Genomic DNA, 13,460 nt, shown 5'->3' with positions numbered 1-13,460 from the left:
ATAGCCAATCCTAGTAAAGAAAATAGCCTATTTTGTAAATTCATTTTATGGAAAATGTTAGAACTCTGCAAAAGGTGGGTAATAGATATACGTTGAGCTGTTTATCTTACCTCGACACACACTATGTTAGCCTAGGTTACTACATTCACGAAGAAATTCAATATAGCCTAAGCTATCAAAACAATTAGGAGGGTGATTAGCAGGATGAAGAAGATGTGGCGCGGTCTTATGACCGGAATATTAGGTACTAGTATGTTATTGGGGTCTCTCGGCAGCGTATCTGCTGCAACTGTACCTAAGGATATTCAAGGCCACTGGGCGCAAGGTCAGCTGCAGGAATGGCTAGATAGAGGTTACCTTGGAGGCTACCCAGATGGAACGGTGAAACCAAACAAAGCAATTACGCGTGGTGAGTATGTGACTATGGTAAATCGCCTGTTAGGGTTTACAACTAAAGCAACAGTAACTTTCAAAGACATGAAGAGCACAAACTGGAATTACAGTGAAGTGGCTAAAGCCGTGGAAGCTGGATATATCGGAGGATACGAGGATAATACGTTCCGTCCTAATAATCCGCTTACAAGAGAAGAGGCCGCTGTAATTACTGCAAAATTACTTAAATTGAGCACCAATACAACTTCGAACAAATTTAAAGACAATGCACAAATTGCAGCATGGGCAAAAGGTGCTGTAGCAGCCGCAGTGGAAAAGAAGATTGTTAACGGTTATCCAGATGGAACCTTTGGTCCTAAGAGATCGTTAACACGTGCCGAGGCTGTAGGTATTATCAATACTTCAGCTATCTATTATCCTGGTAGTGGCACAGGTGGTGGTGTAACACCTACACCAACTCCAACGGCTACTCCGACACCAACAGCTACACCAACCCCAACTGCTGCTCCAGGTGGCAGTACTGGCGGAGGTTCTGGTGGTGGTAACGGTGGCGGCGAAAGTAGCACAGCGCCAACAGTAAGTGGGGCAACCTACGGTAATGTTGGTTCGGTCACAGCGGATGTATACCTGACACCTTCCGTAACTGGTGCAGTATACTATGTTGTAGCTCCTTATAATGCTGATGTAACTGCTCCAACTGCATTGCAGGTGGAAAAAGGACAAATTAGTAACGGGACTGCAAGTGGTATCCATGGTAGTGTTGCGACTGTAGCTAAAACAACGGTTACATTCTCTGTTTACGGATTGAATCCTGGTACAGAATATGCAACATATATCACGCTGGCGGATGCAGCTGGTAACTTGTCTACTGTAACGACAGTTCGGTTGACTACTGCTCAAGCTACTGCTAGCTCGATTTCGCTTTTTGAGCCGGGACAAGTTAGTACAGTTACAGCAGATGTATATATTAAATATGGTGTGACAGGTGGCACTCCAACCCCAGTTAGATATGTAGTATTGCCAGCAAATGATAAGGCACCTACTGCAGCGCAGATTGCTTTAGGTCAAAATGGTAGCGGTACTGCACTGGCTGCTCCATGGACTGACACACTTACGTTTGCTCCTGGTGTAAAACGTACACAGACCCTAACTGGTTTAGCAGCAAATACTGCCTATAAGGTATATGTTATTGCAGGATCGGGTTCTCAATGGTCTCCTGTAGAAATCATTCAAATTCATACCAAATAGCCTGACCTTATGTGATTTCATTCGGAGAATATAAGAGTGGAATCCGTACTATAATAACGACAGGTTTACTTTTGGTCCGGTAGGGCGATTGGTTGCTCTTACCGGACTTGTTTTATTTGTGAACGCTATGACAACATTTGTTATCTAAATGTAAGGGCTGTAAGGAATTGCTTTTTACTTAGCGCTTACAATTTGGTATAATGAAGGTGTAACTAAAGGAGGAGTGGCCATGCAATTCACCATTCGAGGTCAACAAATTGACGTGACCGACGCTTTGAGAGAGTATGTTGATAAGAAGCTCAGCAAACTTGAGAAGTATTTCGAAGCACCCCCTACCTCTGAAGGGTCTGTGACGCTTGGCGTAGTTCGCGGCCTTCATACGGTGGAAGTAACCATTCCGCTTGCTGGCGTGACGCTTCGTGCGGAAGATCGCAGCGATGACATGTATGCTTCCATAGACGCCGTTGTGGACAAGCTGGAACGCCAAATTCGCAAACACAAAACGAAGCTGAACCGTAAGTTCCGTCAAGAGGGACTCAAGACGCTGTTTGTGGATGGAGCTAGTGCCGCTGTTGCTGTAGAAGAACAAGATTATGATGATTTAGAAGTGGTTAGGAACAAACGCTTTACGATGAAGCCGATGGATGTGGAAGAAGCGATTCTGCAAATGAACATGGTAGGACATAATTTCTTTGTGTTTTCCAATATCGACACCTCGGAAGTTAGCGTAGTTTACAAACGTGATGATGGTAAATATGGACTGATTGAACAGGGCTAAGATACAATGATGCCAGTTATGCTCTAAGTATAAAGGGCCTCGAGAGTTAGTCAGAACCTAGGAAATTTAAACCGAGCCCCTATTCGCTTATAGCGAATAGGGCTCTTGTGCGTATATATGAAAAATGTGGCTGTTACACCTTGTATTGCGGCATCTCTTACAAACTGTTACAATTTATGAAGCAGCGGAATCGAATTTATAAATGGCCCTTTCAATTTTGTGAGGATGGGCTCGGTTCCACCATCTGTGTTGCATGAAAGGGGTTAACCATGCTAGGACTTGTAAAGAAAATATTCGGAGACACAAACGATCGTGACGTTAAACGTCTCATGAAGACAGTCGATGTAATTAATGGATTGGAGCCGGAATTTGTAGCACTATCCGATGAAGCTTTAAAAGCTAAGACGGAAGAGTTCCGCGCCCGTATTGAGAAAGGCGAAACCTTGGAAGAAATTCTTCCTGAGGCGTTTGCAACCGTACGTGAAGCTTCCAAACGGACGCTTGGCATGCGGCATTTTGATGTACAGTTAATTGGTGGTATGGCCCTGCATGAAGGCCGAATCTCCGAGATGAAGACTGGTGAAGGTAAGACTCTAGTAGGAACATTGCCAGTGTACTTAAATGCTTTGCTTGGTAAAGGCGTACACGTAGTAACGGTCAATGACTATTTGGCTCAGCGCGACAGCGCACAAATGGCACAAATCTATAACTTCCTGGGCATGACGGTTGGGGTTAACCTAAGCGGTATGGACCATGCTGATAAACAAGATGCTTACGCCTGCGATATTACGTATGGCACGAACAACGAATTTGGTTTCGATTATTTGCGTGACAACATGGTGCTTTATAAAGAACAAATGGTTCAGCGCCCTCTTTATTTCTGTATTATTGATGAAGTGGACTCCATTCTTATTGATGAAGCACGTACACCTCTTATCATTTCCGGACAAGCTGAGAAGTCTACTGAATTGTACTTTGCAGCAGACCGCTTTGTGAAAAAGCTTAAAGCTGAAGAAGACTACACAGTTGATATCAAAGTGAAGTCTGTAGCCTTGACTGAAAAAGGTGTAGCTACTGCTGAACGTGCTTTTGGTATTGAGAACTTGTATGATCACAGTCATGTAACCTTGAATCACCATATCGTCCAAGCCCTGAAAGCAAACGTAATTATGCGTCGTGACGTAGATTACGTTGTTAACGAGGGTGAGGTCGTTATTGTTGATGAATTTACGGGACGTTTAATGTCAGGCCGTCGTTATAGTGACGGTTTGCACCAAGCGATTGAAGCGAAGGAAGAAATCGAAGTACAGAATGAGAGCATGACGCTTGCTACGATTACTTTCCAGAACTATTTCCGTATGTATCGCAAATTGGGCGGTATGACAGGTACAGCTAAAACTGAGGAAGAAGAGTTCAAGAAGATTTATGGTCTTGAAGTTCTTCAAGTCCCTACGAATAAACCAAATCAGCGCATAGATATGCCGGATGTCGTCTACAAGAGTGAGAACGGTAAGTTCAACGCTGTAGTGGCAGAAATTGTAGAACGTCACAAAAAGAACCAACCTGTACTTGTGGGTACAGTGTCGATTGAGAATTCAGAGCTCGTATCTGAAATGCTGAAGCGCAAAGGCGTTAGACACCAAGTGCTTAACGCGAAGCATCACGCTGCGGAAGCTGAAATCATTACACATGCAGGTCAGCCTGGTACAGTTACGATTGCTACCAACATGGCAGGTCGTGGTACGGACATCGTTCTGGGCGAAGGTGTGACAGATCTTGGTGGTCTGCATATCATTGGTACAGAGCGTCATGAATCGCGCCGGATTGATAACCAGCTGCGTGGTCGTGCGGGTCGTCAAGGAGACCCGGGTTCTACACAATTCTACTTGTCCCTTGGTGATGAATTGATGAAGCGTTTCGGCGCTGACAACGTTTTGAGTATGATGGATCGCCTTGGGTTTGAGGAAGATCAGCCCATTGAGAGCCGCATGATTACGCGTGCTGTGGAATCTGCTCAGAAACGTGTTGAAGGTAATAACTTTGATATTCGTAAAGTCGTATTGCAATATGATGACGTGATGAATCAACAGCGTGAAATTATTTATAAACAACGCCGTGAGATTCTGGAGTCTGAAAATATTAAAGATATCGTACTTGAAATGATCAAGCCAGTTATTGAACGTATTGTTCACGCACACTGCAGTGACGATATTCCTGAGAACTGGGAGCTGCAAGAAGTTGCTGATTACGTAAACAGCAAGCTGCTTGAAGAAGGTGCTTTGACTCGCGATATTCTGTGGGGCAAGGAAGCAGAAGAGATCATTGAGTACATCTTTGAACGTGTACTTGAGAAATATGCTGCTCGTGAAGAACGCCTGGGTTCAGAATTGGTACGTGAATTCGAGAAGGTAATCGTGCTGCGCTCCGTGGACAGCAAGTGGATGGATCATATCGATGCGATGGATCAATTGCGTCAAGGGATTCACCTGCGTGCTTACGGTGGTACAGATCCACTTCGCGAGTATCAATTCGAAGGATTCGAAATGTTTAATACTATGACGGCTACGATTCAAGAAGAAGTAGCTACTTATATTATGAAGGCTCACATCGAGACAAATCAGGAGCGTCAATCCGTTGTAGAGGAAAATAAAATTTCCACTAACAGCGAACCTGCTGAGAAACGTCCGGTACATGTTGAGGCGGCAGCTGGTCGTAATGATCTTTGCCCTTGCGGAAGCGGCAAGAAGTACAAGAACTGCCACGGTCAAAACGCATAAAACAAACGTTTAGTAGCGCTCATATTCAGGTGTTGAAGATGTAAGTCTTTAGCCCTGATCTCTATGGGTATACTAACCATAAAGAGCGGCTGGGCCCGGGGGTATCCCCCGTTTACGGCCCAGTCGCTTTTTTGGATATTTAGCACTTGAGTGAATGTGGAATGGAGAGAAGGTTTGGAACTGGAGAAACGGAGTGTTCGCCTTTGTTTCGGGATTCCAACCACTATGCGGTTATCAATTCAAGGAATCTGGAAACAACAGCGATCGGAAGTCCAATCCTTCTCGGAATGGCTGAACATTCACTCATTACTAACTTTCCAATAGCGAAGACCGTAACAACCTATTTTGAAAGGTGAAGTGACCATATGATTGAAGCTAATGTAAAGCAGGATCTGCGTGAAATAGGCAAGAAACTAACTGACCTTAGGGGGTCTCTTTGACTTAGATCTTAAGCAAGAGATGATCTCGAACTTTGAAGAAAAAATGGCTGCTCCAGGCTTCTGGGATAATCCAGAGCAGGCACAGAGCGTAATCGGCGAGATGAATGCCGTGAAATCGTCCGTGGATCAATACGAGAAGCTGCAACAAGAATACGACGATGCTGCGATGATGGCGGAGCTTGCGGATGAAGAGGGCGATGAAGGTCTTGCAGCAGAGATTGGGGAGACGATCAGCAGTTTAGGTAGCAAAGTGGATGAATTCGAGCTGCAATTGCTACTTAACCAGCCGTATGACAAGCTGAATGCTATTCTTGAGCTCCATCCGGGTGCGGGCGGTACGGAATCCCAAGACTGGGGCCAGATGCTGCTGCGGATGTATACCCGTTGGGCTGAAAAACGTGGATTCAAGGTTGAGGTGCTGGACTACTTACCGGGTGATGAAGCGGGAATCAAGAGCGTCACATTACTTATTAAAGGCTTCAACGCCTACGGATATCTGAAAGCTGAAAAAGGTGTACATCGGCTAGTACGGATTTCTCCGTTTGACTCTTCGGGCAGACGGCATACCTCTTTTGTATCCTGTGATGTCGTTCCGGAAATTGCCGATGATGTAGAAGTTGAAATTCGTACTGAGGATTTGAAGATCGATACGTATCGGGCGAGCGGCGCCGGTGGACAGCATATCAATACCACAGACTCTGCGGTGCGGATTACTCACTTACCTACGGGTGTGGTGGTAACCTGTCAGAACGAACGTTCACAGATCAAAAACCGCGAACAAGCGATGAAAATGCTGCGTTCCAAGCTATATGAGCGCAAACTGCAAGAGCAGCAACAGCATTTGGATGAGATTCGCGGTGAGCAATCCGATATTGCTTGGGGCAGTCAGATCCGTTCCTATGTATTCCATCCGTATAACATGGTTAAGGATCACCGTACTTCCGTGGAAACGGGGAATGTGGGTTCTGTTATGGACGGAGATATTGATGTATTCATTGATGGTTACCTGCGTAGCCAGATCAAGATTGAGGCAGAATAAAAGAGAAAGTTTCGGGGGAAACGGATACCATTCATGGATTAGGATGGGATGGCCGTTTCTTCTTTCGTAGAGCAAGATGACACTTTAAGGAGAGCCTTTGAAATGCAAAAAGTCAATTCACGTAATAAACCCCCACTGATTCCTTTGAATGGGCCACTCCGACATGTGGTGGATACGATGTTAATTTTGCTCGGATCGCTAGTTACAGCGCTGGGGTTTAATCTTTTTTTTCTGCCTAATCATATTGCTTCTGGTGGTGTATCCGGTCTGTCGGTATTGGCTGAAGCTTGGTTTGGGGCTGAGCCGGCATTTACGCAATGGGCGCTTAATATTCCGTTGTTTGTACTCGGGGTAATCTTCTTGGGTAAACAATACGGAGTTCGCTCGCTCCTTGGGAGCTTTGTGTTGCCGCTCTTTATCTTGTTGACAAAAGATTTGCCTGCACCTACCACCAATCCACTCTTAGCCTCCATTTATGGCGGTATCTGTGTGGGGGTGGGGTTAGGTCTTGTGTTCCGCGGACGGGGCTCGACAGGTGGACTTACTATTTTGGCGCAGATTATTCAAAAGATATCCGGTCTCAGCTTCTCGATTTCTGTAGTGCTGCTGGACGGGACGGTCATTGTGCTGGCTGCTTTTATACTCGGTATGGAACAAGCACTGTATGCACTGATCGGTCTGTTTGTTACAGGTAAGGCCATTAATGCGATAGAGGTAGGCTTCCGTTATACAAAGGTGGCTTACATAATCTCGGACAAGACGGAAGAAATATCTGAGGCGATTTTGAATGATCTGGATCGGGGTCTGACGAAGCTGGATGCACATGGCGGTTATACTGGTGATGAGCGTACGGTGCTAATGGTTGTAGTAGGTCAGAATGAGGTTTCCAGATTAAAAGCGATTGTTCAATCGGTAGATACTAGTGCTTTTGTGATTATAACTGAGGCGCATGAGGTGCTGGGTGAAGGCTTTAAAAGAGAAGTGTAATTTCTCCGAAAGGAGAAGCTACGCTTCTCTTTTTTTGTAAATAGAATTATATTTAGGAATAAAGAAAGTTAACACTATGTGTTGTATTTATATTAATTGAGTCGTATAATAATACATATTTCTAAGACGGTATGCATTATATTATTTATTATAATTCATGATAAGCAGGAAGTGGGGATGACAGTGGAGGGCAAGCTGAGAGCGGCGATTGTTGGATCAACGGGTTATGGGGGCGTAGAGCTGATTCGGCTGCTACAAAGTCATCCTAAGGTAGAGATTACTTCGGTAATTTCCTCATCAAGCGCAGGGGATGCTATAGAGGAAGGTTTTCCGCATTTGACGGGCATCATTGATCGAAGGCTGGATGGCGTTGACCCGGCTCAAATGGCTGAGCGGGCGGATGTGGTATTTACGGCAACGCCGTCGGGTGTGAGCGCAAAGCTGGTGCCGCAGCTGCTGGAAGCTGGACTTAAGGTCGTGGATCTGTCCGGTGATTTCCGATTGAAGGATGGTGCAGAGTATGAGCACTGGTATAAACATCCCGCTCCGGCTGATGAATATCTAGAGCAGGCTGTATACGGACTTTGCGAGGTGTTTGGAGAGCGTGCGGCAGGGGTTGATTTTATATCTAATCCAGGCTGTTATCCTACAGCTACACTTCTTGGACTAATTCCTGCAATTCAGGCAGGTTGGATTAAGCACGACAGTATTATTATTGATGCGAAATCAGGAGTTACTGGAGCAGGACGCGGAACAAGCCTGATGGTACATTATGCAGAGATTAATGAGAACTTTAAAGCTTATAAAATCAATAAGCATCAACATATACCAGAAATTGAGCAGACGCTCACAGAGATTGCTGGAGAAAAGGTAACGGTAACGTTCACCACACATCTCGTGCCGATGAGCCGGGGAATTATGAGTACGATGTATGCAGGGATGACGGACAATTATACGGAGCAGGATTTTGTGAATTTATACCGTGAATATTATGCGGGCCGGCCATATGTGCGGGTGCGTGATGTAGGTGTGATTCCGGCGACAAAAGAAGTTAGCGGCTCTAATTATTGTGATATCGGATTTGCAACAGATGCTCGTACAGGGCGGGTGACCATAGTCTCCGTCATTGATAATGTTGTAAAAGGTGCGGCAGGGCAGGCAATACAGAACCTTAATTTGATGATGGGATGGGAGGAAACCCTTGGCCTCGGCTACACACCTGTGTATCCATAAGGATCAGCGGTACAAATAATATGAGCGAGATTGAGTTATTTACCACCTTGGAGGGTGGAAGCATCACTTCACCTAAGGGTTTTAGGTCCGGAGGATTGCATTGTGGATTGAAAAAAACAGATCGCAACGATCTCGGAGTGATTCTGTGTGAAGTTCCGGCAACGGCTGCGGCCGTGTATACGACGAATGTTTTTCAGGCGGCTCCGCTGAAAGTAACTCGGGAAAGCCTTTCGAACGGAGTATTGCAGGCGGTTATCGTGAACAGCGGGAATGCCAATGCCTGCACAGGCGAACAAGGTGAAGCAGATGCTTATGAGATGCGCGCTGCTGCGGCTCAGCATTTAGGTGTGGCCGTTAATGATGTGGCTGTTGCTTCGACTGGAGTTATCGGTGAACTGTTGAAGATGGACTGCGTACGTAGCGGGATCACTGCAATACCAGAGAAGCTGGATGGAGGAGCTATTGGCGCGGAGGAATTCTGCCAAGCTATACTTACCACTGATTTAGTTAAAAAAGAGATCGCCGTGAAGGTGCTCGTTGGCGGTGTAGAAGTTACAATTGCCGGAGCTGCAAAGGGCTCAGGGATGATCCATCCTAACATGGCTACCATGCTTGGCTTTATGACCACGGATGCTGATATTGCAGCGGAGGATTTACTTAGTCTTCTGCGTTCAGCTACGAATGTTACTTTTAATATGATTACAGTCGATGGAGATACTAGTACCAATGATATGTTAGTGTCGATGGCGAGTGGGCTTGCCGGTAATGAGAAGCTGACACGACTGCATCCGGATTGGGACGCTTTTGCTGCTGGATTCACGTATGTCTGCCAGACGCTTGCCAAAGCGATTGCTCGTGATGGCGAAGGTGCAACTCACCTGATTGAGGTTCAAGTGAATGGTGCTGTTCATGATGAGGCGGCGGCAGCGATTGCCAAAACAGTGGTTGGTTCTAGTCTAGTGAAATCTGCTATTTTTGGAGCGGATGCGAACTGGGGACGGATTATTGCTGCGGTTGGACGCGCGGGTGTTCCGGTATCTCCGGAGCGTGTGAACATTTCGTTAGGGGATATTGAGGTGCTTTTGCACTCGAAGCCAGTTGCTTTTGACGAGGAAAAGGCTTTGGCCTATTTGCAAAAAAGTGAAACTGTGCTGATCACTGTAGATCTGCATGATGGAAGCGGGAAAGCAACGGCTTGGGGCTGTGACCTAACTTACGATTATGTGCGTATTAACGCCGCATATCGCACTTAATTTATGGCGTGTTAAGCCCATAAGGGAAGGATACCGATCATATGACGCTAAATAGCGAGCTTGAACTTATAGATGCTTTAGATGGTAGTGGATTGTTTGTAATGAAATGCGGCGGCAGTACGCTTGCGGCTCTACCTGAATCTTTTTTTGAGGATTTGCGAGATTTGCAGGAGGAGGGCATTCAGCCAGTAATTGTTCATGGTGGAGGACCAGCCATTTCCGAGAATCTAGCGAAACTGGGCATTGAAAGCAGCTTTGTGAATGGCCTGCGAGTAACCACCGAGGAAGTACTAGATGTTGTAGAGATGACGCTGGCAGGAAGTATAAACAAGGCGATTGTCCGGCGAATTCAAGGGAGCGGCGGTCTAGCTCTGGGGCTTTCGGGCATCGATGGCAATATGATTATTGCTAAACCAGTGGCGAACAGCGACGAAGTAGGTTTGGTAGGAGAAGTAACAGAAGTTAAGGCTGAGATCGTAACTGGTATTGTTGGGATGGGTTATATTCCTGTCATTGCACCTATCGGAGTAGATACAGCAGGTCAGCGCTACAATATTAACGCAGATACGGCAGCAGGGGCAGTTGCTTCCTATGTGGAGTCTCCCAAAATGATCGTCGTCACAGATGTGCCAGGCATCATGAGTACAGTGGAAGGTGAAAAGATTGTGCTTCCCTCCGTTACTGTACAGGAAATCGAAGCCTTGATCGAAAGTGGGGAAATCTACGGTGGCATGATCCCCAAAGTGCGGGCAGCTATCGATTGCATTCAGGGCAGCGTATCAGAGGTTATCATTGTGGATGGAAAAGAACCGCGGGTGCTTAGTCGAGTACTGCAAGGTGAAGCGATAGGTACACGTATTATTCGTTCGTAGAATCATAGATGAATACAAATTAGAGGCGCAGCCTGTTCACAGGAGCAGCCGATGGGAGAGTGACTTAGAATGAGCAAGCTTACACAAGCGGAGTTGGATTCGCAAGCAGGGGCACAGCAGACCGATACAGTAGGATCAGGTACACCGGATGTTGCAACAAGCAAGCTGAGTGCAGTGTTCCCTTCTTACGCCAGATATGATCTCAGCTTAGTTAAAGGCAAGGGCACCTGGGTATGGGATGATAAAGGCAATAAGTATCTGGATTTCACCAGTGGATTGGCTGTGACCAGTCTAGGTCATGCTCCTGAAAAAGTCGGCGCTAAGCTGAAGGATCAGATTGATACGCTCTGGCATGTCTCGAATCTGTTCCATATTCCGGGACAAGATAAAGTTGCCAACCTTCTGACAGAGAATAGCTGCGCTGATCAAGTGTTTTTCTGCAATAGCGGGGCAGAAGCGAATGAGGCTGCTATTAAGCTGGCCCGCCGTTACCATCAGAAGATTAAGGGTGTCGACCGTTATGAGGTTATCACATTCGAACAATCCTTCCATGGACGTACACTGGCCACACTAACAGCTACAGGCCAGCAAAAGGTGAAAGAAGGGTTCCTGCCACTTCCAGCAGGTTTCAAGACCGTACCCTTGCATGATCTCCCAGCGTTAGAAGCTGCTATCGGAGATCATACAGCTGCTATCATGCTGGAGATGGTGCTTGCAGAGGGTGGCGTGCTTGAGGTAGAACCTGAGTTCTTGAACGCTGTAGTGGCCTTGTGTAAGAAACACGGATTGCTTCTGATTGTAGATGAGGTACAGACAGGTATGGGACGTACAGGCAAGCTGTTCGCTCATCAGCATTATGGAATTGAACCGGATATTTTCACCTTGGCTAAGGGGATTGCTAGTGGGTTCCCGGCAGGTTTAATGCTTGGCAAAGGATATTTGCGTGAAGCCTTCTCAGCGGGCAGCCATGCGTCCACCTTCGGGGGAACACCGCTAGCAACAGCTGTTATGGCAGCGACGATTGAGACGATGCTGGAAGATGAGCTTCCACAGCGCGCCGAAGATATGGGTAAGTACCTGACAGGTCTTTTGAAAGAGAAGCTGGCGGACTGTTCTTTTGTGAAGGATATCCGTGGTAAAGGGCTGTTGATCGGGATTGAATGTCAATCCCCAGTGGGCGATATTGTACTGGCTGGACAAAAGAAAGGCCTGTTGTTCGTGACAGCCGGTCCTAATGTCCTTCGTCTGCTGCCTAATCTATATGTAAGCAAAGAGGAGATCGACCAAGCGGTGGACATCCTATGCGAACTCATTCATACTTATGCTAAACAAGCAAACGGGGAGGTAAGCTCATGAGTCAGGGCGTACAGAGTAACAAGCACAGCATTGCGCAGCAACTGAAAGGCCGTGATTTACTGGAGCTGAACGACTACAGCCCGGAGGAAATTACGTATCTGATTGATTCGGCGATTGAGCTGAAGAAGAAGCAGAAAAATGGCGAAGAATTTCAGCCGCTGAAGGGAAAGACGATTGGACTTATTTTTGAAAAATCCTCTACACGTACACGTGTGTCGTTTGAAGTTGGAATGTATCAGCTGGGAGGGCATGCCCTTTTCTTGAGCAAAAATGATATCCAGCTTGGACGCGGAGAAACTGTTGGAGATACAGCGCAAGTAATGTCGCGTTATCTCGATGGAATTATGATCCGTACCTTCGGTCATGACAAGGTTGAAGATCTCGCTCGTTATGCTTCTATTCCCGTAATCAACGGTCTTAGTGACCTGGCACATCCTTGCCAAGTGCTGGCCGATTATCAAACGATTTATGAGCACAAAGGAAAGCTCAAGGGCCTGAAGCTGGCTTACATCGGCGATGGCAACAATATGGCGCATTCCTTAATGATTGGCGGAGCTAAGCTGGGCGTGGACGTATCTATCGCCGGACCGGAAGGTTATGAGCCAGATGCAGCGGTTGTCGCAGAAGCTCGTGAGATCGCTAAAGAAACCGGAGCGAAGATTGTGGTCACTCGCAGCCCGCAAGAAGCTGTACAAGACGCTGACGTCATCTATACAGATGTATGGGCGAGTATGGGCTTCGAGGAGGAGCAAAAGGCACGTGAAGCGGCATTCAAGGACTATCAGGTCAATGAGGAGCTTGTAAAAGGCGCTAAGAGCGACTATCTCTTCCTGCACTGCCTGCCAGCCCACCGTGAGGAAGAGGTCAGCACAGGCGTGATTGACGGCCCTAACTCGGTGATCTTTGATCAGGCTGAGAACCGCCTGCATGCGCAAAAAGCTTTAATGGCTGCGTTGATGAGTTAAGGAATTTAAAAAATATAAAATATAAATCACTATATAAATTGAATTAATGTTGGGCGAAGTTAGACTTTGGACGATGGAGTAATGGAGCGGAATTTTTGGAACTGTAGGAGCGTAGCGTT

General features: G+C 46.5%; 10 protein-coding genes. All 10 read left to right on the top strand.

Annotated elements, in window-relative coordinates; translation table 11 throughout:
- Positions 1-204 precede the first annotated feature (204 nt).
- The 10 genes from NYE72_RS28380 to argF all read left to right on the top strand — a co-directional run bounded on the left by NYE72_RS28380 (position 205) and on the right by argF (position 13,341).
- Positions 205-1,641, top strand: a complete 1,437-nt coding sequence (locus tag NYE72_RS28380) for an S-layer homology domain-containing protein (RefSeq protein WP_076301431.1) — start codon at positions 205-207, stop codon at positions 1,639-1,641.
- A 229-nt stretch (positions 1,642-1,870) separates the two neighbouring features.
- A complete protein-coding gene (gene raiA, locus NYE72_RS28375; protein ID WP_036678506.1) occupies positions 1,871-2,419 on the top strand; it encodes a ribosome-associated translation inhibitor RaiA in 549 nt (182 codons plus the stop codon).
- Between the two features lie 269 nt (positions 2,420-2,688).
- Positions 2,689-5,196 carry a preprotein translocase subunit SecA gene (gene secA / locus NYE72_RS28370; RefSeq protein ID WP_036678509.1) on the top strand — a complete coding sequence of 836 codons (2,508 nt, stop codon included), beginning with the start codon at positions 2,689-2,691 and terminating at the stop codon, positions 5,194-5,196.
- A 365-nt stretch (positions 5,197-5,561) separates the two neighbouring features.
- A protein-coding gene (gene prfB / locus NYE72_RS28365; RefSeq protein WP_139330096.1) for a peptide chain release factor 2 occupies positions 5,562-6,675 on the top strand; the annotation gives its coding sequence in 2 pieces (ribosomal slippage) (positions 5,562-5,633 and positions 5,635-6,675; 1,113 coding nt in all).
- A gap of 102 nt (positions 6,676-6,777) precedes the next feature.
- Complete coding sequence (locus tag NYE72_RS28360) at positions 6,778-7,662, top strand: YitT family protein (RefSeq protein ID WP_036678511.1); 885 nt, start codon at positions 6,778-6,780, stop codon at positions 7,660-7,662.
- Positions 7,663-7,845: 183 nt separating this feature from the next.
- Entirely contained in the window at positions 7,846-8,895 is a 1,050-nt protein-coding gene (argC, locus tag NYE72_RS28355; RefSeq protein WP_217696539.1) for an N-acetyl-gamma-glutamyl-phosphate reductase, read from the top strand.
- Between the two features lie 20 nt (positions 8,896-8,915).
- Complete coding sequence (gene argJ / locus NYE72_RS28350) at positions 8,916-10,148, top strand: bifunctional ornithine acetyltransferase/N-acetylglutamate synthase (RefSeq protein ID WP_038573580.1); 1,233 nt, start codon at positions 8,916-8,918, stop codon at positions 10,146-10,148.
- A 41-nt stretch (positions 10,149-10,189) separates the two neighbouring features.
- Positions 10,190-11,020: an acetylglutamate kinase gene (gene argB / locus NYE72_RS28345; protein ID WP_052097356.1), complete on the top strand. Its 831-nt coding sequence runs from the start codon at positions 10,190-10,192 to the stop codon at positions 11,018-11,020.
- Positions 11,021-11,089: 69 nt separating this feature from the next.
- Positions 11,090-12,376 (top strand): aspartate aminotransferase family protein, encoded by a 1,287-nt coding sequence (locus NYE72_RS28340; protein ID WP_038573577.1) that lies wholly within the window; start codon positions 11,090-11,092, stop codon positions 12,374-12,376.
- A complete protein-coding gene (argF, locus tag NYE72_RS28335) occupies positions 12,373-13,341 on the top strand; it encodes an ornithine carbamoyltransferase (protein ID WP_339210937.1) in 969 nt (322 codons plus the stop codon). Before NYE72_RS28340 ends, argF begins: the two co-directional genes overlap by 4 nt.
- The last annotated feature ends 119 nt before the right edge of the window (positions 13,342-13,460 follow it).

The organism is Paenibacillus sp. FSL L8-0333, from assembly GCF_037965665.1.
Taxonomy (GTDB): domain Bacteria; phylum Bacillota; class Bacilli; order Paenibacillales; family Paenibacillaceae; genus Paenibacillus_AQ; species Paenibacillus_AQ odorifer.
The sequence above is the reverse complement of the archived record's forward strand: the minus strand, read 5'-3'. Positions and strand labels throughout refer to the sequence as shown.